A 21,902-nucleotide genomic window follows, 5' to 3' on the forward strand; every position below is an offset into this window, starting at 1 on the left:
ACGTTTACTATGCTATGAATAAGTGCATCGTGTTTGTGCCTCTCCTTTAGTCCTTTGTTGGGTTTTATATCCTACAGACGATACCGGCTAATTAACATAAAAGGATCATCTTATGAAGATAGGTCAGGGACAATATCTTCGATGCTTTAGCCGGTGCTGAGCCCCATAAGGCACCGGGCTCTTAATCAATTAAATCCTTTTATAGAACGAATAGAAAAGTTAACCATATATCTATATCTTTATTTTTTCATGCTACCCACTCCCAATCAGGCTAAATGGAAAAGACAGATTACCGGATACTCGGTTTAAACAAGGTGTTTTCTGAAAAGGATCTGGCTAATATTGATGACAGCCAGGTCTATGTAATTTCCATATTAAGCTATTTTGCCACTTCATTATTTGACAAGACCAAAAAAGAGGATGTCCTGTGGGATATAACAGAAAACTGCATTTCACAGCTGAATTTGGAAGACTGTGTGATTTATTTACTGGACAGGGATAAAAAGCTGCTGATTCAAAAAGCGGCTTACGGGAATAAAGACAGAGGGGAAAGAAAAATATTAAATCCCATCACGATACCGCTCGGTAAAGGGATTGTAGGCCACGTGGCTGCCTCGGGCAAGCCGGAAATCATATCCGATGTGACACAGGATCCCCGTTATATTTTAGATGATGTGCAAAGAGGAGCGGAAGTAACCGTTCCCTTGCTAATTGGTAATGAAGTCATTGGAGTTATCGACTCCGAGCATTCCAAAAAAGCGTTCTTTACCCTCAACCATTTGTTTCTCCTTGAGTTGATCGCTCAGCTTACCGTAAAAAAACTGGCTCATATCATTCAAAACAAGAAAGACAGTTTTACGAATGACAATGCCTACTATAAGCAGTTTTGTTATCTTGTCGAAAAGGAAAAGATATATATGGACGAAAATCTGAGCCTTTCTTCCGTTGCTGAACAGCTAAACATCAGCACCAACTACCTTTCTCAATTGATCAATAATCTGAGCAGCTGCAGTTTCCCCGACTTTATAAACCGCTACCGGGTGGAAGAGGCAAAAAGCTGTTTGATCCATCCGGATTTTACCAACTATACCATTGCAGCCATAGGATTGGAATCAGGGTTTAACTCAAAATCGGCTTTTTATTCCGCATTCAAAAAGTACACAGGCATAACGCCGACCGAATACAGGGAAAAGCACAAAAACATATCCTGATTTATTGACTTTAAAATAATCAGGACCTTCTCATTTCTCCTATTTTTTATCTTTTTACAAAATGCTATTCCAAGATTGAATTGTATCAACGGGAGAGAGTTCCCCCCAATATCGCTTTTAGGATATGTAGACTGCTACCGGTTTTAAGCCGGTAGCTTTAGGGGAACTGATTGTTTGATTTTGTCCTTCCAATATAACCCGCTTCATTACACTACGATTTTCGTATCTTTTTCTCAAGATATTGAGCTAATCGCCCCAAGGTCTGTTTTCCGCCCTCAACCGCGCCGAATTCCGCCGCTTCTTCTCGTTTTTCCACCGTGGGGAAGAGCATACGCATGTTAATTTTTGTCCGTTCGCCCAAATCCTCAAAAACTATGGTTGTTTTAAAATGTGGAGGGTCGCCTTCTTCATCCTCATGTCCGTAGTGATCGTATATAATCCGCTCCGGTTCTATTATTTCGGTATACACTATATGGTTCGGGTAATCAGTGCCGTCGGGGCCGTGCATCGTAAAAATCCAGTCGCCACCCACTTTGAAGTTCATCTCCCTGGTGGTGGTCGTGAAGCCCTCGGGCCCCCACCATTGCCCGATCTTTTCCGGAGCGGTGAAGGCATCAAATACGAGCTCTCTCGGCGCATCAAATTCTCTGGTTAATCTGATTTTCCTGTCTTCGGTATTAGTGTTCATGATGTTCGCTTTCTTTTGCATTATTAATTTTCTCCGCGTTTTGGTTTTCTTTCACTCTAAACTCCACAATTTCAGTAATAAGTTTATACGGGATTGATTTTACATGAGGAAACTTTACGGTTCCCTTGGATGTTTCGTAGGTAGTCAATTCCTCCTGGAATTCCACAATAGCGGAGGGCGTTGGGAAAAAGCTGATATGGTTCGTAAATGCAGCAAAATGAACCAAAATGCCGTTTAGACGGAAAGTCGGCATTTGATAGCTGATTACTTCTTTCGCCTCTGGTGCGGCTTTCCTAATTGTTTGCCTGATTTGTTCTAATTTTCCCTGAATATCCTCGGGAAAGGCGTCGATATATTCTTCAATATTTTTAAAATCCGTTTTTGCCATTACTCCATGAATTTAAAATTAATCCCCGGAATCCTGAACCTGTTCGCTCCATCTCGGTGCGCTATCTTCGCCATTAAGGAAGGGGAGGACGGTCCCCCAGCTCTGTGCGGCCGTGCCCGTGAAGCAGGAACAACGGTTCTGCATGTTCCGAGGCTTCCGCGGACCGGTCGCCCTCTCCGTGAATTTCGTAATAGTAGTCAAGGCCGTTGACAGAGATGTAACCAGTGGTTTCGGGTTCTTCGTATTGAGCCGGGGGAGACGACAATACGATCAATATAGCTATCACAGCAAATAAAGTGGCTCTGCATTTTTTTATTTTCTGCTTTTTCATAATCATTGTGTTTTATTTAATCATTGGCAAATATTTCTCCCGGTTTTCAATCATAACCCAAACCAATACAGCCAGCAGCACGAGAGCCAGCGGCAGCCCGGATGGAGCCACTATGAAATGGGTTAAAAGAATGCCCACCATTACGGGAAAAATGATGATTGCACCCAAAGCCCGGTATTTTTTTGTGACAAATAGTACACCTCCGGCAATTTCGGCCACAGCGATCAGAGGCATCAGCCAGCCAATCTCCATCATGGCTGTGGACATTTTTATCACCTCTTCTGGGAGATCTTCGGGTACCGGCATATAATTAAAAAACTTGTTTAAGCCTGCATTAATGAACACCAAGCCAAAAAGCAGGCTTACTACAAATAGAATTTTCTTTTTCATGATGATTTATTTTAGAATTAATTGAGACATAAGTTGACAGTTATAAACAGTTGTTGATTTAGAAAATATTAGCCTGAGGTCTCAGCATTACCCAACCTCTGTCTACTCCCTCATCCTTGCATTGAGAGCGGAACGAGAAGTTATCACCTAAATTTCTCCCCTTATCAAGGGGAGATTAAAAGGCTTGAGAAAAGATAACTTCTTGAATCAATGCTTGTCACAAGATCAACTATTGGGCTGTTGTTTGATCCAAATACTCATCCAGTCGATCCATAGAGCTACCCATACCTTCGACCACACCCATTTCGACCACTTTCTCGCGCGTTTCCGGAGTATCAAAGAGCGTTGTGCCGACGTACCGGGTTTTGCCTTCATGCTCAAAAAGCTCCACCGTGACCAGCATCCCGGGCATCTCTTCGTTGATGTTGCCCTCCGCGTCCGAAAAGTTATCCTGGTACACAATTTTTCGGGGTTTCTCTATTTCCTTGTAAGTAGCCAGTCCCCATGACTCATCTCCCTCATTCGGTCCGCGCAGGCAAAAATGCCACTGCCCGCCTTCGCGAAAATCCATTTCACATTCTTTCATCGGCCACTCTTTCGGTCCCCACCAGTGTTTCAGGTGTTCACAGCTCGACCACACTTCGAACATGAGTTCGAGGGGAGCATCGAATATTCTTTCTATAATCAGCTTATTACCATCTTCTGTTACATCCATCTTATTTTTTGTTTCCATCGTCGTTTTCCTTTTTCGTTTGGATTTTATTCAGATAACTGTCCAGTCGATCAAAACTCTCCTCGAAAAACTGCCGGTATTGCCCCATCCATTCGTCTATATCCTTGAGCGGCTCCGGGTGAAGCTTGCACGGGCGGTACTGCGCCTGCCGGCTGCGCTCAACCAAGTTCGCTTTTTCCAGCACCTTGAGATGCTTGGTGACGGCCGGCATGGTCATATCAAACGGTTCGGCAAGATCAGAAACGGTTTTTTCACCAGTCGTAAGCCTGGCCAGAATGGCCCGCCGCGTGGGATCAGCAAGTGCGGAAAAAGTCGTGCTTAGTTGATCTCGGGACATATTGTTGAATATTATTTAACCTATTAGTTATTTAACCTATAGGTAAAATAAAGACTGCGGATATTTTTTGCAAAATTTTTTCTTCAACAATATTTGCAGAAGCCTTAGCAAAACCAGGACTTTGTCATGGTTAAAGCCTCAGGAGATCGCCCTCGCAGCATATCGTCTATATGAAAGGACTTCAACCGACCGATAACGCCGAGATTAGAAAAAAGAGCGGTTTTGCAAAGGCTTCCTGTAACCTCGTAATGAGCAGGTTTTTAACGCTTCCCGTCTTAGAAAGTCGTTGCAACATCCCCTCTTAAAGCCACAGCCATTGTCAAAAGGTTCCTCGACAGGGAGAATGATAAATTAAGTAATTTTTAAAAGTCGCCTATAACTTTTATTAGAGAGGAAGAGCCGGCCCGCCTTCCGCAGCTGAAATCCTGAGCATTCAGATGAGAAATAGGGGATTGCTGCTTTAGTTGCATAATAACCTACAAGGTGTATCTTATGGATATATTAAACCAAATCTGAATTAATCAGAAACAGACTATAATGAAACGTTATTCCTCATTGTTGTTCGGAATCCCGCTCCTGCTTATACTTGCGGCTTGCTCGAATACAACTGAACAACCAACCGAAGACCCAACTACTGAAATGCTACAGCATACTGTTTATTTCTACCTGAATTCCGACGTAACTTCTGAAGAAAAAGAAGCGTTCGAGGAAGGACTGGAAGAGCTCCTCGAAATACCGGCCATTCATCAATCGGAATTAGGCGTTCCCGCCGCTACCGAAGAGCGGGATGTTACCGACCACGGATACGCCTACGTCATTTATACCTGGTTCGAAACCATGGAGGATTATAAAACCTATGCAGATCATCCCGATCACCTGGAGTTTATTGATGAATACAATGGATTGTGGGTGGATGTGAAGGTATATGACGCAAATATTATTTCTTCCCACTGATATTCGTTGGGAAACGTCTTTTGCTATATGCCGGGCTCTATGATACAGCTCCCGGGGATTTGACCATCCTGCCGCATACCGAAGCCACCCGCACTTTCATGATTATGCAGACATTGCCCGTCGCACGGTGGCATTCCATAATACCCGGTACTGTTTGTTTTCGCTTTCTCAATCACTTTGTCCGCCTTCAATCCGCTTATACACTGTCGATGATGGATGCTTCCCTGGCCACGAGTTTTCTCTATCTTGTGCCAGTTGTTACTATTCTCCAAGGTTGGATTTGGCTCGGCGAAGTGCCGGAGATGATGGCCATCCTCGGTGGGACAGTAGCCCTTGCGGGCGCGGCCGTAGTTAACCAAAATTAGGGGCTGAGGACGTTGAGAACAAGTATAAAAAATGGCTGAACTCATTCATTTTGAATACCCGGAGACAGCCACTGTTTACAAAAAAGGTGTCGGTTGCTATTTGCCCTTTTCGCAAGAGGAACTGTTTTCTTTTGACCGACTTTGCTCTCAGAAGAGACGTAAAGAATGCAGCCTCCTCCGAATCCAATTCAACGATGCGGTCAATATTTTGCAGAATTAAATCGGTATTCATGATATGATCACGGTCCTGTTTGGTTCATTGAGAGTTGAGACGATCGTAATTCAATTACCCTAAGTTTTTTAAACCACGGAGAATAGTTTGCCTGTATTAACCAATACGTTGATCGACCCCAAGCACCCAACACCTCTCATTTTGTGAATAATCAAGATGTTCGTAATAGGAATTAGCTGCCGGGGCGGCCAGTACAATTAATTTGCATTTTAGACCTAATTGCTCTTTAGTCAACACCTGTAACTGTTTCCCGATACCCCTCCCTTGGTATTGTTAGTCCACTGCCAGATCTAATTTCTTTCCCAGAAAACCGGCAAATCGTTCTGCCTGTTCGGCCGCCTTTTTTACAACTTCTGGTCCGGGATTCACAAAAAATTCCAGTTTTACCTCTACCGAGTCGGATTGAACCGTTCGTTTCCAGATTCCTTTCACTACTCCGTTTACCACGATAACCGGACGGAAAATCCCGTTCGCCGAAATAGCTTTGGCTTCATCTTCTTCGTTGATCATCATTTCGCGGTTCCGGTAACTGATTACATATTCATCATAGGCCGGAAGCAGGTACACGGATTGCTTATTATGTATTGTCTGACCGGATTCATCAAAGAACCAATATTTGTGATCCCGGATTTCTTCCGACATCAACTCCGGCTTTAACATTTCGATCGCTTTCCTCGATCTTGTTTTAGTCAAACCGCTCCACCATACAAAATCCTTGAGTGTGGCGGGACCGTGACTTTGAAAATAGAGCCGGGCTAATCTCGCCTGGGCTTCCTCCTTGTCGAATGATGATACCTCGGTAAGGCGGCCTTCCATCAACTTGTAGGTGTATTGGGTACCCCTGGACGGCCCGCTGCCGATAATTCCATCCAGCTCGGCACGGAGCAGAAGATGGGAAATCCGGTTATTTTTGTTTTCAAAGCCGGTTTCTTCGAGTTGATCAAGAAGTTCTTTCCGGGTAAGCGGTTGGCTGGCTGCCAGAGTTTTTTCTATAACCTCGTTGCTTTCGGAGACAACCTTGTCCGTCAGTCCAAGCTGTTTTTGTCGTGATCGTATAGCAATCATCACGCGCGGACGCGAGAGCTCAAGCAGCCAGGGAAAATGCTCTGCTGAAATAAAATGCCAGGTTGGTCTCAATAAGTGTGTTCTGATGATGCGGATGTTTTCGATAGCATCCTCAATATCTTCTCTGGTTGCATCCGGAAGACGTACACCCACGGCCCATTTGGCCATCTCGTAATCCTGGGCCTGCATGGCGCCCATCCATTCCAGCAATGCTTTGGGGGTGGAATAATCCGAGCTTTCTACTTGATGATTGTGAAGTCGTAAATGGTTGATTTCAGCAAAATTCATTATCAACAAATAAATATTTAATTACCGTTATTACAGAACGTACAGACAGTACTATTTAATATTTATTCAAATTCCTATTTTGTAACTGTGCTGTCCAGTTTAAAAGCGTTCTCGGGAGCCAGATCCGGGACAGAATGAATGTCTTTAGACGAAGTTAAGGCAAACCAACTCATATTCGTCCGAGAATATATCTCTCTTTTAATTCTTCTGCTTGCGAAGTCATAATGAAACTGATGATAACTCCCGGTAGTTGACATGATGGCCCGCCAACCCGTGGGAGGGTCGGTTTGTAAAAAGGCTTTGTCGGGATCGGTATAATGAGTTTGGATAAAACTGAGCGGAAACTGGACAACTACAACTGTATCATTCATGACGGTGGTAAAAACGGGCTCGGCAAACTCAATCCAGCTGCTCCCGTCCTCTTCCGTTCCTCCCCACGAGACTCTGACCGGACTCCCCTTTTTCATGGCATTTACCAAATCCCTGATACTGCCGCTTAGCCTGTTGCCGTTAAAATCGTTTTGATAAACCAGCTGCCATTTTGATGTTTGGAGATCATCAGATCCCAAACAACCGACAATAATCAAAAAGAGGAGGAAAATGAAACTTTTGCAAAGCCTATACTCCATTTCTTAATTGTTTTAAATTGTCTCACTGATTGGGACTCTATATTTTAATAAGGAATAAAATGTGACAATTGTTATCCCATTAATTTGAACCCTCAAAACTTTTACATTTCTATCACATAAGAAGTCATTTCCGTAATTTTTGGGTTCTTGAATCCACTGAATTTATACACATCACAAAAAGCGTACACCTCTCCGCCGGCCGTTTTCATCTCCCCGTTTACCGAGGCCTCCTTGCCGTGGGTGATGATGTGGTGGATCGTCAGTTCCATCGGTTCATCCGCTTCCATCTCCTTCAGCGCTTGGGCAAATGCTTCTTTGCCTTCTACTGTTCTGTCACCGATTATTTCCCATCGAATTGTATTGGTAACACGCTCAATGATGAAATCCGAATCGTTGCGGGCAAAGGCCTTGTTGATTTCTTCGAGTAGCTCCTGGTTTTTGGTTTTCATGATAATTTTACGATTTATTTAATGTTCGATTATATTATCTAATTTGATAGTGCTTGGAGTTCGAATAGAATGGATGGAAATCAGGTTAAAAATATCAGATGCAACAACAGCAATAAGTAAAGCAAGTAAAAAAACCAGCATTATTCAGCGGGTTAGATTTATGTCAATTTGGAATTTCGATCATAAAGTTATTAGGCCAGACGAATACCGACTTTATATTCTTAGAGCTTTTACTTGAGATTACAAAGTATTACTAAAACATAACTATTCCCCTTGGTGATATAATCTGATATGTGATAAATTACTTTTAACAGTGATGACCTGCGCAATAAGCATGACAAGCAGAATAAGTTATCAGTATTGATTTTTAGTCCTGGCAGGTTTCAGAAACCTGCCAGGCCTTTGACTGAACATTAAGCATCCACCGGAATCCAGATTTCAATATCTCCTTTTCCGGCCTGAGCATCATAGTTTTCTCCGTACCGTTCGAAAAAGAAATCGGCTTCTTCCGGTTTGTCATAGTCCGACCCGGGAAGCCATTCTTTCCAGATGACATCACAGGTCTGCCGGATCTCGGAAACGTGGCCTTTGTGATCGAATACGACGTACGTAAAAGAGGGAAGTTGCCTCAACTCAAAATTATTGGGAAGATCGGAAGCAACAGTATCTCCGGTTACTTCCACTCCACACAGGTATTCGATTCCTTTGCCGTCGTCCAAATCAAAACAGACCCCGTAGGCAACATTCTCTTTCTGGCCGGGGATGCGTCCGAGATGCGGGCCAAGTTGCTGCCACTGATCCGAGGGGTTCATCGGCTCGCTGAACAGGTAATCCCCACTCAGACCGGCTATGGTTATCGGTTCAACATGCTCTTCAATCCGTTTTGGTTTGATAGATGTATTAGTTGACATAATAAGTTTTCCTTTAGTTAGGAAACGCTACAGAGGTTTTACGGGCACGCAAATCTCAACCGTAAGCTTTCCGTTTTCCGGCGGCTCGGGATACACTTCAAAGGGCACTACATCGGCCGGCTGGTATCCGCTGGAGGGAAACCAGGAGCCGTAAATCCACTCCCAGGCTTTGGGCATATCCTGCGGGGCAATCACAAATCGCGCCACCAGAAAGCGTCCGCCAGACCGCTCCATCTTTCCGATTTCACCGTCGACCGTGGTATCGGGCGGTACCGGCAGGCAGACGCTCATCCTGAGTTTTTCTGGGTCAGTCACGCAAGGATCGTCGTGATAGATCACCAGCGGATCGGCATTGCGCTGCCCGGTAAGGCCCCGCGGGCCCGCCCAGGAGAACAGCCGGCCAAAGAGCCGGTTAAAGAGCGCTTCATCTCCTTTATAGGGGCCGGTATGTCGGATATAGGCCACTGTTTGATCGGAAAGATCCCGCACCTGTGCACTCTGTAAGGCTTCCATATTATGATTCCTGTTTCGTTCGGTATCAAGGTACAGGTCGGAGGAATCAAAAGTTTGACTGTGATTGCTCTTTTCCGGATTCCCATCCTGCCATTCGGTGGGAGACTTCCCAAAGAAATCCCTGAAGTTGCGTGAAAAGACCGCTAAATCATTAAAACCGCATTCAAAAGCTATTTTCGTGACCGTTTCATCGGGATACAACCGCAGCCGCGTCGCTGCTTTTTCCAGGCGTACCCGTTTGATAAACTCGAAGGGTGTTTCACCAACCATGGCGTCGAAGATCCGGCTGAAATGATATTTCGAAAAGTGAGATTCTGCAGCTAACTCATCCAGTGAAAGATCCTTGTCGATGTTGTCTTCAATATAATCGAAAACCTTATTGATGCGGGATATATAGTCGGTGTGGGTTTGGCTATTTTCAGGATTATCCATAATCGTATTTTGCTATTTTATACTTCAACATCATTACATCTCCCGGAAAGATTTGACTTTCTATGAATTGCAGGCTCCTCTTTTCGCCGAATGAAAACATCGGCTTGCCCCCGCCCAACAGAAGCGAAAGGATTCTTTTCCAGTATTTTTTGTATGAAACTCATCCTCAATTGACAGTGTATAGATGAGCAGGCATCCTCCACTTCTAAGTACTCGTTTAAATTCATCTCTTGCAAAAGCCCTGCCTTCTGGCAATTCAATATCGGTTGAGGCGAAACAGTCTTGGGATTTTCATTATTCATAACCTTTTGCTTTTAAATTAATTAGAGACTGTTTCCCGTATGTTTCTTCGTTCACTTTGAAGTATACGCATCTCATACCATTTGCCGCCGAACCAAGCAATCGGCAGCGCGATGACGACGAGTGACCAGTTATACCACGCCGGGCCCAAATCTGCCGCAAGGATAGCACCGGCTGTACTCACCGCCATGCCCACAACGCCGAGAGCAAGAGCATGAGTCATAGGATTTTGAGGCGCCAGCCGGGCGGCAAGGTAACATCCGATAAAGCTGAAAACCGCCCGATAAAAAATAACGGTCAAAATAAGTCCTGTTGAAACGTACAGATGATCATAAGGGAGTACTCCGGTCAATTTGAGAACTGTATCGGCTGCCACAGACAGAATTACGATTACCACAAATCCCGCAAATACTGCCCATATCGATTTGCCAACTGATTTTGCCATTGTTTCTTGCTTTTAAAAAGTGCTCTTTTCAGTTCATGTTGTAAAAAAGATGCCGGTTATGTCTAATAAATAATACAACAAAATAGTCAGTTATAAGTGGTTAATGCGACAACCTATAGGGGTATTTCCGACACTTTGGTATCAAATTTTTACATAGGTTCGATCAATACGAAACTAACGAGCTCTTGATTCCTACGATTTATCCCACAAAAAGTGTATAATGGATTTCCACCCGCTAATGACCTCCCAATGAACCTGACAGACAGCCCAGTCAGTCGTATTCATTTACCAATCACGGACTGATGGCAAAGGGTTAGATCTGGTTTTAGCCTTTATTTTTCCTATCATTCCGTACATTTTATTGTGTGTTTTTGTTGAATTTTTGATTAAACCTGCAGCGGGACACAGGCCATAGTGGCCGACGCCACACTAGTCATAGTTATAAAATTGTATCGTGAAATTTTTCTCATAACGATACAGCTATATTGCGCATAAGGTGCACGAAAAAAATGTTACGTTGTTAAATAACGAACGAGGAACTATAAAGCCAGAAACTGGCAGGTAATGGCGAGGAGCGTCCCGTTGAAGCGTTGGTTATAAACCATACTGAAATCAATTACCAATTTGCATAGGATAGTCTGCTTCAAAATTGCCCTTCTTGATCTGATTTAACCGTCCCTCAATTAATTTTTTTCTAAATGCTGACAGGTAATCAATATGGAGTACTCCATCCAAATGATCATTCTCATGCTGTAATACCGAGGCTACCGGACCTATTCCTTCAATTTCCTGCTGCTGAAAATTTCGGTCTAAGTAATGAAGTTTAACCTTATTTGGGCGTTTTACTTTAACGGGAAGATTCGGAATGGAAAGGCAACCTTCTTCAAATTCTTCTTTTTTCTGACTCGAAAATATAACTTTTGGATTAATGCAGACCATGGGGTGTTGGGGGATTTGAGATTGCTCATCTTCAGGTAACAATGATAAAACTCCAGTTAGATTAGCTACAAAAATGCGAAGCGGTTTTCCAACCTGCGGGGCGGCAAGACCCGCACCATCTGCATGTCTCATGGTCTGAATCATACTGTCAATTAACTGCTGTATTTGAGTAGAGTTTTGTGAGACCGGCTTCGCTTGTTTGTGGAGAATGGGATCACCGTATGCTCGAATTGGTAGCATCATAGACTATTTTTGAATATTTGGTCAGTAACGATCTGCGGCTTAAATGGCTTGTACTGTACGGGACGGATAATGTAATTAAAACTTGAAATTTCCACCAATCCTTGATCCCGGTGTTTCGATTTGATATAAAACATGAAATAGACTCCTTATTCTTCCGCTGTTCAAATTTTTTAGTATTTTTGTATTGTATCTAATATCTAACTGCCAATCTGAAATATGGCCCATTATCAGAATGACGAAGGGGCCGGGGAAATTGTCTCGACGATTGAAAGTAACGGAGGACAGGCACTGGCCGCACCGATGTCCCCTGTGATGAGTACTTTTGCCATTTCAGGTTTGTTTCTTCTTTTAAAAGAATTTTAACAATCTACATGACAAAAAAACATGACTATCCGTTTCTATACGGTTTTTGATGAATTCTTAACTGCTTTCCGGGTTATTCTGTTTCAGTTCCTCGCTGGTCATGCGCCAGGCCATACACCAGCAGTTGCGGAGAATTCCCTTCGACTGAAACAGGGTTTCAAAGTCGTTCCAATTGGTTTTGGAAACAGACGTTATTTATATTTGGTTATCTGCCATTCTAATCTATTTGAAGAACCTGTAAAAGGTTTTCACCTTGTTATATCTATCGAGTTAATAGGTAATAGGGTACGAATGGGATTCGTTCTATTATTTTCCACTTTCTGCAAGTTGTTTTATCGTATCCAGGGATTCTTCCCAGTTTTTATCTGAATGTTCATACATGGTTTCGGTCGCAAAATGAGTATGGGTTAGCAGCAGTTTTGTAGAATTGCCATCAGGTTGTAAATCAAATGTAATTTTTGAGTAGTTTTCTTCCACATCGGGCAGCCCGGACAAAGAACTCCAATAGGAGTAGGAAAATTTTTTGTTTTCTTCAAAGGCAAGTATTACTCCTTTGTCAATAAAATCTTTTTCATTCCATGAAAATTTAAACAATATGGGGCTTCCCTTTTTCCATTCAGATTCGGTTTTTATCCCCAGCCACTGTCCTATGTGTGAAGGGTTTGTTAGAACATTCCAAAGCTGGGTTATTTCTGCATCAATTACTCTTTCCTTTTCTAGGATTTTATCTGATAACATATCTGGTTGACTTTTTGCGTTGATTGTGATCAATACGAGGATACAAAGAACTATGTATTTCATATTCTAATGGTTTTTGTATTAACACAGTTTTAATTCTGCACAAAAATTTTATCGAAAGCTCTATCGCCGTTTGATTTAAATGTTTGGCAGTGTTTCTTCTTGCTTTTCGTCATATTCTTTCACTTGCTTTTTAGTAACAAGCCCATCCAGCTTAATTCAAGAATTTTAATTAACTATTACGTGTAGTAATGATACTTCCACATACAAAATAATACAGATAGAGTTTAAATGACCCGGCAGATGTAAAATTTCAGGATAGCTGGGCAAATACTTATTTCTGATTTCAAACCCAAGCCTGATTGGAATGAACATGCCGCTATCGTGAAGGAGGCACATTAATTTTCCACGAACTATTGCGGATGATCTTGAGATATATTCTTCTATTTTGAAGGAATTGTTGGGTGCATGAGTTGATGTTATTAGCTTATTAGTATAATTATACCTGCTTTTTTATGTTTTTCTATCGTAAATTTGACCGACTACTCATCCGTTGATAACGAAACCAATTCACTTTCAACTCTTTCTGCAGCCAGGCCTATCATAAATTGGCACCCATACCCCGGGTATTTCGAAAGCATGGTTTCTTCAAACTGTTTTTTTGATTCTTCTGTAAATACAGCTGTTCCGTGGGTCGCATTAAGTATTTCTGAACAGTAATCGATAAGATATGCTTTCTGTTTTGCGATAGCCGGGTAACTGCACGAAGGGCCATGGCCAACATAATATGTATCATAATTCTTCAGAGTTCCGGAATACTTTTCGAGGTTGGCGATCCATCTTAAAATACTTCCATCAGCCATATAGGTGTGGTTTTCACTGTAAATAAAATCGCCGATAAAGGCTGCGGATTTTTTGCCTTCAAGAAGCCATAGAGAATTAGTGTCACAATCGCCACCACTCCCGATATCCAATACACTAAATGTTAGTCCGGCGATGTTCACAGTATCACCATCTTCAACAAGAATATTAGGATAAACCCACTTCGGAATCCATTCCTCACCAAACATTTCAGACCACTGCCGGTGTTTTTCTTGCTCAGTCTCTTCCATCAGTTTTTTTACAGATGCAAGAGCAAAAATCGGGACATCGCCATCGGGCGCAATGTTAGTTGTACCGGCTATGTGATCGGGGTGAGCATGTGTTAAGAGAATACCGGCAAGTGGCTTTTCAAGACTGTCAGCTTTCTGTTTGAGGGCTTTGCTGTCGCTCATAGTAAGTGTCGTGTCTACTATCACAATCTCGTCTTTGGCTTCCACAATGTAGGCGTTTACCCGAAGCATCGGTTCTTTGGAGGTATAGGTGTGAATAATTGGTTTCATTTTCTTGGGTTTTTAAACTATCATTTATATAGTTGCAAACATATATACAGCCACATACCTTGTCAATAACTGTCAATTTTGACAGGTGGAAATAATTTCAAAACTATGCTCATAGACGGAGAAAACGTCGCTTTTAAACTCAATGGAAAGCTGTACCACTGCGCGATGGATGTGACGATGGACTACATCGGCGGTAAGTGGAAAACCGTAGTTTTGTGGTACCTGCAATTTGAAACACTCCGCTTTTCCGAACTGAAGCGGAAAATACCGGACATCACCGAAAAAATGCTCAGTATTCAATTAAAAGCTCTGGAAGAAGACGGACTGATCAACCGGGATGTATATGGAAAGAAGCCGCCAATCAGGGTCGAATATTCGTTAACAGATTTCGGGAAGACCCTGATTCCCATGCTGGATGAAATCGCTAAATGGGGCAGGGACCTGGGTGAACAGGAGGGGGAGATTGCAGAACTGGATTAATGTTATATGAATTATTTAAGATATTGTTACTAAAGTGTATTCAAACTTAAACCGGTCAAGAGTCAGCCGTATTAATATGGCGTTCTACAGCCTTGCCGGTTACAATCAGCAGCAAAATTGCACTAATTGCAAAAATTATATTACCTACCCATGCCACCGTGTCGTTCGGTCTGACTAAAGAAGTTAAAACAAAGCCAAGCCACGGGGGTCGTCCTTCTGCCCGGTGTCAGCATCTCGTTCCCATATCACCCAAATTGACCGACCTTATAATTCCCGGGCACGGGCCTGAAAACTTTGTTGATTCGATTCCAGGTATTGGTTTGGGTAACGGTTAACGTCAGATATGTGATTTCCGATTCAGAGAAAAAAACCTTGAGCCTGTCGAAAATATGATCGTCAATATCGGTCTTATTTGCATTTGTAACAGCTTCGGCAAAAGCTAAGGCCGCTTTTTCTTTATCAGTGTAGAAAGGGCATTCCCGCCATGCGGGCAGGGAATGAAGCCGCAGCTCATCCTCGCCCAAATGGATCAATTCTTTATGATGCATGTCGAGACAATAGGCACAGCCATTGATTTGTGAAACCCGGTAACTGAGAAGCTCCCGAAACTTTGGATCGAGGCCTGATTGTCCAAGGTACGGTTTAACGCTGTTGATGCTTTTCAGGAGTTTGGAACTCAGGTTTTGATAAGAAATTCGTTCCGTCATAATGCTTGTCTTTAGGATTAATGATTGTGTGTTGTTATTAAGACAACCAACCTATTCAAAACGTGACGGGATGTGAGGGATAAATCCATATTTTTCAGCTTTTCTGGATCCAGGATATTACAGATACGGGTTATATGTTGTCTGCTCTCATCAAAATGATACACCTGGCAGGCTCTGAGCTGCCGGTCTTCATAGAAAAGAAGGGCCGTCTGATGATTTACAACCGCTGTTTTATCTGTCTGTGATTGCTGAAACTTCTGATAGGCAAAGATCAGCAATTCCGAAACATCCGTTTTTCCATTGCACATTTGTTGAACCACGTTGATTGTATCGCGGCCATCTGCATAAAGTGCTACATCATCAGCAAGTAACGTCTGAAGTGTCTCCACATCACGGTTTCGGATTGATTTCAGATATTTTTCAATCAGTTTTGAATTTGTCCTTGCTGCTAAAATGTTATCAGGATTTTGGTCGCCGCTCCGCACTTTTGATCGCGCCCGGCTCAATAACTTTCGTGAATTAGCGACTGAGTATGAAAGCACATCCGCAATCTCCTCGTGCTTATAGTCAAAAGCTTCTTTGAGAATAAAGACGGCTCTTTCTTTCGGATTCAGTTGCTCCAGCAGAAACAGAAGCGAGTAGGAGAGAATATCTTTCTGAATCATATTGTTATCTGTTGTTTCGGTCGCTACCGGCTCCGGCAGCCAAACTTCTTCGGTGGAAATGGTCTTCTGCTTTTTCTTTTTGATATTGATTGACTGATTAATCACCGCCCTTTTCAGGTAGGCTTTGGGCTTTTTTAATTTTTTTCGCAGACCTGGAAAAGTACCTGGCGATCACCTCCTGGATGGCATCCTGCGCCAAGCTTCGGGATCCCAGGATGTTGTAGGCGTATGGAAACAGTATGTCGTAATAGTTTTCCATGCTGGATATAATGCTTATTTGACAGCTATAGCTCAATATATAAGACAATCCTGAAGCCCGAAACGTGACATGTCAGAGGTTCGGTTTCTGACTAAAAAGGCTTGAGTACAAATCTACCGTAGGCAATAAACGCGCATATGGCGGCAACGACCTTTGAAGATATTCTCTTGGCAGGTTATCATTGATTCAAAAATCAAAAACAGACCTTAAACAGATGAAACTTACAAGTGAAGTTTTGGCTCTTTTCAGCCTCTCTTAAATCTGGGTTTAAGAATGGAAATTGTAATAATAGTCACAAAAATGAATGCTTCAAACAGTAGTCCTACTTTAATAAGATAATGATTGTTTTGAAAAGAAGGATCACTTAATGCCGCCTGTCCATTGATAAGTAAGTCCAGGTTCGTGAGCATCAGATCCTCCAGGAAAAACATCCCGAAGAGGATGAGTCCGACCACTGTAAAAAATTTGACCGTAACCCAGCGATGTTTAAACAATCTCCATGTATTGGTGATAGTACCTAACAACAGTCCGGTCAAAAAGCTGCTGATGCCGCCCCATCCGATTACGTTCCAGGCAATAGACCGGAGGTTGTAATAAGTGGTTTTCGTTTGCTCAAAATCAGCAAGATCTGACTGAAATACCAACGGAAACCAGCTCATTACTCCGCCAAACCAGATGGCTATGCAGCAGATGTGCATGATTTTTAAGACACGCGAACCTTTCGGGCCCAGTTTTTTCATACCATCAATTCTCTACGTGATTGATCATCCAGCGGATTCCATATTGGTCGGTGAGGTTTCCGTGCCAGTCCCCCCAAAACTGTTTTTCAAATGGCACATGCGCCTCGCCATCTTCAGCAAACGCAGAAAATACGTTTTTGGCTTGTTGCAGCTCTTTGAAGTCCAAGGATAAAGCGACGTTCATGCCGGATTGTACGGTTTGCCCGGGAAATACATCACAGGCCATAAATAAACAGTTGCCTTTATAAAACCGGGCGTGTAAAATTTTATCCTGGTACTCCTCAGGGGCATTCATGTTGGGATTGTCGTAGCGGTTTTCAATTTCAAAACGGCCACCCAAAATATACTGATACGTGTTCAGGGCTTCTTCACAATTACCTGCAAAATGGATATACGGAGTAAGGGTTACATCATTATTACTCATAACAAGGTATTTATTTGTTCGGGATTATGTTATCTGACCGGTATTGTAAGGGAAGCTGATCAGGAAAAATTGTATGAATTCGACAATCGTTTGGCCAGGGCTGGCTGGATGACTTTAACGATCGTCAGTTGTTGTTCGAGAAATTGCCGGGGCGTGGCGGAGGCGAGTTTTTTAAATTGCCGGATAAAATGAGACTGGTCGTAATAGCCGCTGGCGTATGCAATTTCTGCCAGGCTGTTATAATTGCCGGAATACATGGCATGGACCGCCTGATTAAACCGCTTGACCGTCCTCAGTTTGGATGGGGTAAGACCGATTACATCGAGAAATTTTCGCTCTATGGTTTTATAATTTGAGCTAAACTGGTCGGCCAGATGTTCAACCGTGCAGGAGGAATCCGTAACTAATCGTTTTGCACAGGTTTGAACGAAGGCAAAATCCTCAGGCTGTTGAGACAATTTATTCAACAAAAACTGTTCTATAATCTCCACACGTTTTCTGTTATTGGCTGCTTCATAAAGCTGATATTCCAGGGTATTCAGTTCCCGGTTGAATAGTTCGGAGATTTGATAAAATCCATTGGCGAACTTGTACACCGGTATCTTAAAAAAAGGAAAGAATCCCCCGGGTTTGAACCGGATGGAGAAAAAATTCTGCTTGCTGGTCTGTGAGATAAACAGAGATTGCTTGCGAATACCAATGACATGTGAACCCTTGATGAGCTTCTCCCGGTCATCAATCACCTGCGAATAATGGTCCCCGAAGTTAAACATCAGCTCAATGGTACCATCCGGAATAAGGGATTCCTGCTCATTGAATGGCGGTTGCTCGGCCTTTGCAGACCAATAACACTCCACATAGACAGCCAATTGAGGACTTGGTTTGTATTCTCGATAGATCATTTTACCATTCCACTATTTCCCCATCTTCAACCACATGGCCGGATCGGATGATAGAAGTCATAATAAAAATCTCCGAAGCTTCCGTTCCAAAAAATCCCTTCAAAATATTCAGCAGGCTTTTCTGAATCTGTTTGATATTATCCTGATCCCAAAGAGAGGGAAGGTAAAGGTTCACAAGCACATCATATTGCTGCCCGCCCTGCATACAATTCGGAATAAACGTAAGGCAGATATCTTTTATATCTACATTTACTTGTTCTGCCCATCTTTCAGTTAATTCCTGGAGTTCTTGTTGGCTTACATGCTTGTCTTTGATAAAACAGTTGGCGATTGGCATGGTTGAAGGGGTTAACGTTAATAGAAAAATTATATTTAAAGTGACCAGGTAGATGGAAGTTTTATAACGACCTCGCGCATAAGCTGCGTGCGGTGCAATGTTGATTTTAAAACAAATGTACTACAGAAATTGTATAGCTCAAAACCGGCAGGGAAGGGCGAGGCACAGCGCCCCGTTGAAGCACTGATTAGCTATCTGGCCTACAAATTTGTTAGTATCATTGTAAAGTCTAATTTAACACAGATTATTTGTGCTAAATTTTAAATTAAACTGTATAGCAATGAAGTGCTAAATTTCTTAACGGTCCGCATATCAATGGCAGTTATTCGCACGTAACCACAGCCCGTGTATGCCAGCGTTTTGCTTGTTCAGGCGTGGGTTGGATTTGTTTACGTGAGAAGAAATCCCATATAGTAGAAAGGAAGTAGTACCGATACTTTTTTACAAATCGGAAGGAGGCCAAGTCGTAAGCTGTTTTGAAACCTTGGCAAAATGTGAGAAATCCGTGAACCCGTACTCCCAGTGGTTAAAATTATAGCCATGTAATTTGTATTGTCGCAATCCTTGTTTGAATTTATCAAGCTTTTGGCAGAATTTGGGAGAAAAGCCGGTTATTTCTTTAAAATAACATTCGCCTTCTTGTGTTACCTTATCGGTTTCGGAAGTATCATTTATTACTTTGATTTCTTCACCGGTTTCTTTGTCCCTAAAGATATCAATTCCGGAAATCCCCAAAGTTTACTACATGCCCTCTTTGTTGACCTGGGCCTTATAGTGCTATTGGGTTGGATCAGTCATGGTGCCCATAAAAAGAATGGTTTCCGACTCCACCTCCCGGATCACATAGAAAAAGGGGCGATTGAAACTTACTTCGACCGTTTGTGGAGCGCTTTCGACCACTACTGCTGAGGTAACGGCAGCCGCTTCGGTACCTTTTTCATCCACCGAAATAAACGTCTTATGACGGGATTCACCGATATAAAGCCCGTTCGGGCCGCCGGTAATGCGACTGAAATCGGCTTCGGGGCCGAATGCATCTTCAATACCCATAGCCATAAGAACCTTTTCAAACTCTTCGACTTCATACTCCAGCTCAAACTTGGGCATTTCCAGGGTTAATGTTACCTTGCTGAAGTTGCCGGTAAGTTTTCTCCAGTCGTCCCAAGTCATATTGGTGACCCAATTACCCAGTGTTTTATCTTCATCAGGCAGTACCAGGGTCATCATAAACCCGGCGTCGCCATAGTAAAGATTCACCGCCTGGTAATCCTCGCCGCGCCTGTATGACATCTGTTCCTGTTGATCAAGCTGCATCATCTCTGCGTCTGCGGTGCTGCCATTGGGCAAGTGAAACGGCTTGGTTTCGGTATTATCCGGATCAAATGGTATTGTCCAGTCGCCGTTGAAATAGATAGCGTTGAGCAGGTACATAATTTCATTTGGATCGATGTTGTCGGTAATCTTCTCAATCAATCCGCCGGTCTTGTCACTGACCCAGCCGTTGATCCGTTCAACGGTTTTCGGATCTGCGAAATCAGCCTCCTCGATTGCTGCTTCGTAATAGGTTTTATTTGGATTCAGGAAATCCTGCTCCACGCTGAAGGTATCCCGGTACCAGATGGAATTGGCAATATTGAATTGCACGCTTTCATCAAACTGGGTCAACAGTTCGATGAGCTCTTTGGCCGACTCGTTGATCTGCTCCCTATTCATTCCATCCATGCCGAGTGTATTCCGCATCTGATTGTAGGTGTCACTCTCGGCACCGTTCATGACCATACCGTAGGCCATCTGGATGCTGAGCGGGGAGATGAAATGGCTCTCTCCAGGGACCTTTTCAACCAGTCGTCCCAGCAGATTAAACCCGAAGTGTCCCGAACCGTTTACGAGCTCCGTTTCCTGTTCGGTCAGCTGCCGGGGGAGCTCCCGCCGTTCAAATTCAGACTGCTCTTCCTGTTGAGTGCCAAGCGAGTCGCATCCCGCAAGCAAAAAGCCGATAATAAGCGCGGTGGAAAGTAAATATTTAACCATGGTTATATTCTGATCTTAGTTAAAACCCTTATTTATTTACTTATACACAAACCCGGAGAGGGATAACTACCCTTGCTCTTTGAGACCTTTGCAAAACCGTTGTATTTCCAAACCTATATATCTTGACGATTGTACAACCCTCACGTATAATCTGAATCTATATATATACTGTGATTTTGAAATCACTCAGATAGACTTCAGGGGTTTCGCAACTCGTCGCTTTTTTACAATAAAGTGATGTTGATATTTCTTATAATTTTTAATTAGATCTATTAGAGAGAATATTTTATCCACAAGCAGTAGAACGTAATTTTCTTAACTCAAACAAAATTCGATGAATACCTATATAGCCCTCTTCCGGGGCATCAATGTCGGGGGACATAATAAGTTGTTGATGAAAGACCTCAGGAATCTCATGAGTGATTTAGGATACCATAACGTCGATACATATATTCAAACCGGGAATGTGGTTTTTCAGTCCGAAGATAACGATAAACAGAACATGTCAGGCAGAATAAGCACCGCCGTTGAAGAGCATCGTGATTTTAAACCGAAGGTACTGGTGCTGGAGCTTGAAGAGATGCAAAAGGCCATTGAAGATAACCCGTTTCCCAAAGCAGAAGCCGAGCCCAAGTCGCTGCACCTGAGTTTCTTGGTTTCCGAGCCGGAGGATCCTGACCTGAATTCCCTGGAAGAATACAAAAAAGAAAGTGAACAGTTCGAATTGAAAGGCCGGGTGTTCTATCTGCATGCCCCGGAGGGGATAGGCCGCTCGAAAATGGCCGGCAAAATCGGGAAAGCGCTCGGGGTGTCCATGACCGGCCGCAACTGGCGGACCGTGCAGAAAATCATGGAGATGGTGGAGGAGATACGTTGACTTTTTTAGAGAATTGGTAAAACAACTCCCATTCGCATCAATAAAATTTCCAGATTAATTGTAATAGCCACGACTTGATCTGACAGTCAGCCGTTAGAAGTTGGTTTTAGTTGTCAGGTTAATCTCATCTGAGTTTGGCTCTTCCAGAGCTGGT

General features: G+C 43.0%; 33 protein-coding genes. 6 read left to right on the top strand and 27 right to left on the bottom strand.

Features of this window, described 5'->3' with window-relative positions:
* Positions 1–275: 275 nt before the first annotated feature.
* The gene (locus tag BUB16_RS12985) at positions 276–1,211 is read left to right on the top strand and encodes a helix-turn-helix domain-containing protein (protein ID WP_073064989.1); all 936 of its coding nucleotides are present in this window, start codon (positions 276–278) and stop codon (positions 1,209–1,211) included.
* Positions 1,212–1,422: 211 nt separating this feature from the next.
* Here the strand turns inward: BUB16_RS12985 and BUB16_RS12990 are convergent, their stop codons facing one another.
* From BUB16_RS12990 to BUB16_RS13015, 6 genes are all read right to left on the bottom strand, one after another.
* The gene (locus BUB16_RS12990) at positions 1,423–1,899 is read right to left on the bottom strand and encodes an SRPBCC family protein (protein ID WP_073064991.1); all 477 of its coding nucleotides are present in this window, start codon (positions 1,897–1,899) and stop codon (positions 1,423–1,425) included.
* Positions 1,889–2,287 carry an iron chaperone gene (locus BUB16_RS12995; protein ID WP_073064994.1) on the bottom strand — a complete coding sequence of 133 codons (399 nt, stop codon included), beginning with the start codon at positions 2,285–2,287 and terminating at the stop codon, positions 1,889–1,891. The genes BUB16_RS12990 and BUB16_RS12995 overlap by 11 nt, the downstream gene beginning before the upstream one ends.
* A 73-nt stretch (positions 2,288–2,360) precedes the next feature.
* Positions 2,361–2,618, bottom strand: a complete 258-nt coding sequence (locus BUB16_RS13000; RefSeq protein ID WP_139240300.1) for a hypothetical protein — start codon at positions 2,616–2,618, stop codon at positions 2,361–2,363.
* Between the two features lie 12 nt (positions 2,619–2,630).
* Positions 2,631–3,008, bottom strand: coding sequence for a DoxX family protein (locus tag BUB16_RS13005; RefSeq protein WP_073065000.1), 378 nt, complete (start codon positions 3,006–3,008; stop codon positions 2,631–2,633).
* A 229-nt stretch (positions 3,009–3,237) separates the two neighbouring features.
* On the bottom strand, positions 3,238–3,741 hold the full coding sequence (locus BUB16_RS13010) for an SRPBCC domain-containing protein (RefSeq protein WP_073065003.1): 504 nt from the start codon (positions 3,739–3,741) through the stop codon (positions 3,238–3,240).
* Entirely contained in the window at positions 3,725–4,078 is a 354-nt protein-coding gene (locus tag BUB16_RS13015; protein ID WP_073065006.1) for an ArsR/SmtB family transcription factor, read from the bottom strand. Before BUB16_RS13015 ends, BUB16_RS13010 begins: the two co-directional genes overlap by 17 nt.
* A 537-nt stretch (positions 4,079–4,615) precedes the next feature.
* On the opposite strand from BUB16_RS13015, the gene BUB16_RS13020 reads away from it, so the two are divergent.
* Positions 4,616–5,032, top strand: coding sequence for a Dabb family protein (locus BUB16_RS13020; RefSeq protein WP_084088264.1), 417 nt, complete (start codon positions 4,616–4,618; stop codon positions 5,030–5,032).
* Between the two features lie 37 nt (positions 5,033–5,069).
* Here BUB16_RS13020 and BUB16_RS22220 read toward each other — a convergent pair whose 3' ends face one another.
* Complete coding sequence (locus BUB16_RS22220; RefSeq protein ID WP_139240301.1) at positions 5,070–5,171, bottom strand: hypothetical protein; 102 nt, start codon at positions 5,169–5,171, stop codon at positions 5,070–5,072.
* 73 nt (positions 5,172–5,244) lie between these two features.
* On the opposite strand from BUB16_RS22220, the gene BUB16_RS22225 reads away from it, so the two are divergent.
* Positions 5,245–5,397 carry an EamA family transporter gene (locus tag BUB16_RS22225; RefSeq protein WP_350354139.1) on the top strand — a complete coding sequence of 51 codons (153 nt, stop codon included), beginning with the start codon at positions 5,245–5,247 and terminating at the stop codon, positions 5,395–5,397.
* Here BUB16_RS22225 and BUB16_RS21800 read toward each other — a convergent pair.
* The 9 genes from BUB16_RS21800 to def form a co-directional block, all read right to left on the bottom strand.
* On the bottom strand, positions 5,384–5,629 hold the full coding sequence (locus tag BUB16_RS21800) for a cyclic nucleotide-binding domain-containing protein (protein WP_073065012.1): 246 nt from the start codon (positions 5,627–5,629) through the stop codon (positions 5,384–5,386). The two genes, BUB16_RS22225 and BUB16_RS21800, sit on opposite strands and share 14 nt — an antisense overlap.
* A gap of 273 nt (positions 5,630–5,902) precedes the next feature.
* Positions 5,903–6,982 (bottom strand): winged helix DNA-binding domain-containing protein, encoded by a 1,080-nt coding sequence (locus tag BUB16_RS13040; RefSeq protein ID WP_073065015.1) that lies wholly within the window; start codon positions 6,980–6,982, stop codon positions 5,903–5,905.
* 74 nt (positions 6,983–7,056) lie between these two features.
* Positions 7,057–7,611, bottom strand: coding sequence for a hypothetical protein (locus BUB16_RS13045; protein ID WP_073065018.1), 555 nt, complete (start codon positions 7,609–7,611; stop codon positions 7,057–7,059).
* Positions 7,612–7,712: 101 nt separating this feature from the next.
* Positions 7,713–8,060: a nuclear transport factor 2 family protein gene (locus BUB16_RS13050; protein WP_073065021.1), complete on the bottom strand. Its 348-nt coding sequence runs from the start codon at positions 8,058–8,060 to the stop codon at positions 7,713–7,715.
* A 413-nt stretch (positions 8,061–8,473) separates the two neighbouring features.
* Complete coding sequence (locus BUB16_RS13055; protein ID WP_073065024.1) at positions 8,474–8,971, bottom strand: GyrI-like domain-containing protein; 498 nt, start codon at positions 8,969–8,971, stop codon at positions 8,474–8,476.
* Positions 8,972–8,998: 27 nt separating this feature from the next.
* Positions 8,999–9,916: an AraC family transcriptional regulator gene (locus BUB16_RS13060; protein ID WP_073065029.1), complete on the bottom strand. Its 918-nt coding sequence runs from the start codon at positions 9,914–9,916 to the stop codon at positions 8,999–9,001.
* A 17-nt stretch (positions 9,917–9,933) separates the two neighbouring features.
* Positions 9,934–10,218 carry a hypothetical protein gene (locus BUB16_RS13065; RefSeq protein ID WP_073065033.1) on the bottom strand — a complete coding sequence of 95 codons (285 nt, stop codon included), beginning with the start codon at positions 10,216–10,218 and terminating at the stop codon, positions 9,934–9,936.
* A gap of 17 nt (positions 10,219–10,235) precedes the next feature.
* Positions 10,236–10,661, bottom strand: coding sequence for a hypothetical protein (locus BUB16_RS13070; RefSeq protein ID WP_073065036.1), 426 nt, complete (start codon positions 10,659–10,661; stop codon positions 10,236–10,238).
* Positions 10,662–11,273: 612 nt separating this feature from the next.
* Complete coding sequence (gene def, locus BUB16_RS13075) at positions 11,274–11,843, bottom strand: peptide deformylase (RefSeq protein ID WP_073065040.1); 570 nt, start codon at positions 11,841–11,843, stop codon at positions 11,274–11,276.
* Positions 11,844–12,059: 216 nt separating this feature from the next.
* On the opposite strand from def, the gene BUB16_RS21535 reads away from it, so the two are divergent.
* Positions 12,060–12,206 (top strand): hypothetical protein, encoded by a 147-nt coding sequence (locus BUB16_RS21535; RefSeq protein ID WP_170864385.1) that lies wholly within the window; start codon positions 12,060–12,062, stop codon positions 12,204–12,206.
* A 306-nt stretch (positions 12,207–12,512) separates the two neighbouring features.
* On the opposite strand, the gene BUB16_RS13080 is transcribed toward BUB16_RS21535, so the two are convergent.
* Entirely contained in the window at positions 12,513–13,007 is a 495-nt protein-coding gene (locus BUB16_RS13080; protein ID WP_084088266.1) for an SRPBCC family protein, read from the bottom strand.
* Between the two features lie 479 nt (positions 13,008–13,486).
* The gene (locus tag BUB16_RS13085) at positions 13,487–14,326 is read right to left on the bottom strand and encodes an MBL fold metallo-hydrolase (protein ID WP_084088267.1); all 840 of its coding nucleotides are present in this window, start codon (positions 14,324–14,326) and stop codon (positions 13,487–13,489) included.
* Positions 14,327–14,431: 105 nt separating this feature from the next.
* Between BUB16_RS13085 and BUB16_RS13090 the strand changes: the two genes are divergently transcribed.
* Complete coding sequence (locus tag BUB16_RS13090) at positions 14,432–14,806, top strand: winged helix-turn-helix transcriptional regulator (RefSeq protein ID WP_073065049.1); 375 nt, start codon at positions 14,432–14,434, stop codon at positions 14,804–14,806.
* Between the two features lie 245 nt (positions 14,807–15,051).
* Here the strand turns inward: BUB16_RS13090 and BUB16_RS13095 are convergent, their stop codons facing one another.
* The 9 genes from BUB16_RS13095 to BUB16_RS13130 form a co-directional block, all read right to left on the bottom strand.
* Positions 15,052–15,513, bottom strand: a complete 462-nt coding sequence (locus tag BUB16_RS13095; RefSeq protein ID WP_073065052.1) for a carboxymuconolactone decarboxylase family protein — start codon at positions 15,511–15,513, stop codon at positions 15,052–15,054.
* Between the two features lie 17 nt (positions 15,514–15,530).
* Positions 15,531–16,283, bottom strand: a complete 753-nt coding sequence (locus tag BUB16_RS13100) for a sigma factor-like helix-turn-helix DNA-binding protein (RefSeq protein ID WP_073065055.1) — start codon at positions 16,281–16,283, stop codon at positions 15,531–15,533.
* Positions 16,276–16,437 (bottom strand): RNA polymerase sigma factor, encoded by a 162-nt coding sequence (locus BUB16_RS21540; protein WP_170864386.1) that lies wholly within the window; start codon positions 16,435–16,437, stop codon positions 16,276–16,278. Before BUB16_RS21540 ends, BUB16_RS13100 begins: the two co-directional genes overlap by 8 nt.
* Before the next feature lie 245 nt (positions 16,438–16,682).
* Positions 16,683–17,177 carry a hypothetical protein gene (locus BUB16_RS13105; protein ID WP_073065058.1) on the bottom strand — a complete coding sequence of 165 codons (495 nt, stop codon included), beginning with the start codon at positions 17,175–17,177 and terminating at the stop codon, positions 16,683–16,685.
* 4 nt (positions 17,178–17,181) lie between these two features.
* The gene (locus BUB16_RS13110; RefSeq protein WP_073065061.1) at positions 17,182–17,601 is read right to left on the bottom strand and encodes a VOC family protein; all 420 of its coding nucleotides are present in this window, start codon (positions 17,599–17,601) and stop codon (positions 17,182–17,184) included.
* A gap of 59 nt (positions 17,602–17,660) precedes the next feature.
* Positions 17,661–18,503, bottom strand: a complete 843-nt coding sequence (locus BUB16_RS13115; protein WP_084088268.1) for a helix-turn-helix domain-containing protein — start codon at positions 18,501–18,503, stop codon at positions 17,661–17,663.
* A 1-nt stretch (position 18,504) separates the two neighbouring features.
* On the bottom strand, positions 18,505–18,840 hold the full coding sequence (locus BUB16_RS13120) for a hypothetical protein (protein WP_073065069.1): 336 nt from the start codon (positions 18,838–18,840) through the stop codon (positions 18,505–18,507).
* Between the two features lie 441 nt (positions 18,841–19,281).
* Complete coding sequence (locus BUB16_RS13125; protein ID WP_073065072.1) at positions 19,282–19,575, bottom strand: hypothetical protein; 294 nt, start codon at positions 19,573–19,575, stop codon at positions 19,282–19,284.
* 42 nt (positions 19,576–19,617) lie between these two features.
* Positions 19,618–20,871, bottom strand: a complete 1,254-nt coding sequence (locus BUB16_RS13130; RefSeq protein ID WP_084088269.1) for a serpin family protein — start codon at positions 20,869–20,871, stop codon at positions 19,618–19,620.
* Between the two features lie 334 nt (positions 20,872–21,205).
* Here BUB16_RS13130 and BUB16_RS13135 point away from each other — a divergent pair, with 334 nt between their 5' ends.
* Positions 21,206–21,748, top strand: coding sequence for a DUF1697 domain-containing protein (locus tag BUB16_RS13135; protein WP_073065075.1), 543 nt, complete (start codon positions 21,206–21,208; stop codon positions 21,746–21,748).
* The last annotated feature ends 154 nt before the right edge of the window (positions 21,749–21,902 follow it).

Origin of the sequence: Fodinibius roseus (genome assembly GCF_900129315.1) — a bacterium.
Taxonomy (GTDB): Bacteria; Bacteroidota; Rhodothermia; order Balneolales; family Balneolaceae; genus Fodinibius; species Fodinibius roseus.

Coding starts and splice junctions, on each gene's coding strand:
- BUB16_RS12985 (WP_073064989.1), top strand. CDS start 276: ATGGAAAAGACAGATTACCGGATACTCGGTTTAAACAAGGTGTTTTCT.
- BUB16_RS12990 (WP_073064991.1), bottom strand. CDS start 1,899: ATGAACACTAATACCGAAGACAGGAAAATCAGATTAACCAGAGAATTT.
- BUB16_RS12995 (WP_073064994.1), bottom strand. CDS start 2,287: ATGGCAAAAACGGATTTTAAAAATATTGAAGAATATATCGACGCCTTT.
- BUB16_RS13000 (WP_139240300.1), bottom strand. CDS start 2,618: ATGAAAAAGCAGAAAATAAAAAAATGCAGAGCCACTTTATTTGCTGTG.
- BUB16_RS13005 (WP_073065000.1), bottom strand. CDS start 3,008: ATGAAAAAGAAAATTCTATTTGTAGTAAGCCTGCTTTTTGGCTTGGTG.
- BUB16_RS13010 (WP_073065003.1), bottom strand. CDS start 3,741: ATGGAAACAAAAAATAAGATGGATGTAACAGAAGATGGTAATAAGCTG.
- BUB16_RS13015 (WP_073065006.1), bottom strand. CDS start 4,078: ATGTCCCGAGATCAACTAAGCACGACTTTTTCCGCACTTGCTGATCCC.
- BUB16_RS13020 (WP_084088264.1), top strand. CDS start 4,616: ATGAAACGTTATTCCTCATTGTTGTTCGGAATCCCGCTCCTGCTTATA.
- BUB16_RS22220 (WP_139240301.1), bottom strand. CDS start 5,171: ATGGAATGCCACCGTGCGACGGGCAATGTCTGCATAATCATGAAAGTG.
- BUB16_RS22225 (WP_350354139.1), top strand. CDS start 5,245: ATGGATGCTTCCCTGGCCACGAGTTTTCTCTATCTTGTGCCAGTTGTT.
- BUB16_RS21800 (WP_073065012.1), bottom strand. CDS start 5,629: ATGAATACCGATTTAATTCTGCAAAATATTGACCGCATCGTTGAATTG.
- BUB16_RS13040 (WP_073065015.1), bottom strand. CDS start 6,982: ATGAATTTTGCTGAAATCAACCATTTACGACTTCACAATCATCAAGTA.
- BUB16_RS13045 (WP_073065018.1), bottom strand. CDS start 7,611: ATGGAGTATAGGCTTTGCAAAAGTTTCATTTTCCTCCTCTTTTTGATT.
- BUB16_RS13050 (WP_073065021.1), bottom strand. CDS start 8,060: ATGAAAACCAAAAACCAGGAGCTACTCGAAGAAATCAACAAGGCCTTT.
- BUB16_RS13055 (WP_073065024.1), bottom strand. CDS start 8,971: ATGTCAACTAATACATCTATCAAACCAAAACGGATTGAAGAGCATGTT.
- BUB16_RS13060 (WP_073065029.1), bottom strand. CDS start 9,916: ATGGATAATCCTGAAAATAGCCAAACCCACACCGACTATATATCCCGC.
- BUB16_RS13065 (WP_073065033.1), bottom strand. CDS start 10,218: ATGAATAATGAAAATCCCAAGACTGTTTCGCCTCAACCGATATTGAAT.
- BUB16_RS13070 (WP_073065036.1), bottom strand. CDS start 10,661: ATGGCAAAATCAGTTGGCAAATCGATATGGGCAGTATTTGCGGGATTT.
- def (WP_073065040.1), bottom strand. CDS start 11,843: ATGATGCTACCAATTCGAGCATACGGTGATCCCATTCTCCACAAACAA.
- BUB16_RS21535 (WP_170864385.1), top strand. CDS start 12,060: ATGGCCCATTATCAGAATGACGAAGGGGCCGGGGAAATTGTCTCGACG.
- BUB16_RS13080 (WP_084088266.1), bottom strand. CDS start 13,007: ATGAAATACATAGTTCTTTGTATCCTCGTATTGATCACAATCAACGCA.
- BUB16_RS13085 (WP_084088267.1), bottom strand. CDS start 14,326: ATGAAACCAATTATTCACACCTATACCTCCAAAGAACCGATGCTTCGG.
- BUB16_RS13090 (WP_073065049.1), top strand. CDS start 14,432: ATGCTCATAGACGGAGAAAACGTCGCTTTTAAACTCAATGGAAAGCTG.
- BUB16_RS13095 (WP_073065052.1), bottom strand. CDS start 15,513: ATGACGGAACGAATTTCTTATCAAAACCTGAGTTCCAAACTCCTGAAA.
- BUB16_RS21540 (WP_170864386.1), bottom strand. CDS start 16,437: ATGGAAAACTATTACGACATACTGTTTCCATACGCCTACAACATCCTG.
- BUB16_RS13105 (WP_073065058.1), bottom strand. CDS start 17,177: ATGAAAAAACTGGGCCCGAAAGGTTCGCGTGTCTTAAAAATCATGCAC.
- BUB16_RS13110 (WP_073065061.1), bottom strand. CDS start 17,601: ATGAGTAATAATGATGTAACCCTTACTCCGTATATCCATTTTGCAGGT.
- BUB16_RS13115 (WP_084088268.1), bottom strand. CDS start 18,503: ATGATCTATCGAGAATACAAACCAAGTCCTCAATTGGCTGTCTATGTG.
- BUB16_RS13120 (WP_073065069.1), bottom strand. CDS start 18,840: ATGCCAATCGCCAACTGTTTTATCAAAGACAAGCATGTAAGCCAACAA.
- BUB16_RS13130 (WP_084088269.1), bottom strand. CDS start 20,871: ATGGTTAAATATTTACTTTCCACCGCGCTTATTATCGGCTTTTTGCTT.
- BUB16_RS13135 (WP_073065075.1), top strand. CDS start 21,206: ATGAATACCTATATAGCCCTCTTCCGGGGCATCAATGTCGGGGGACAT.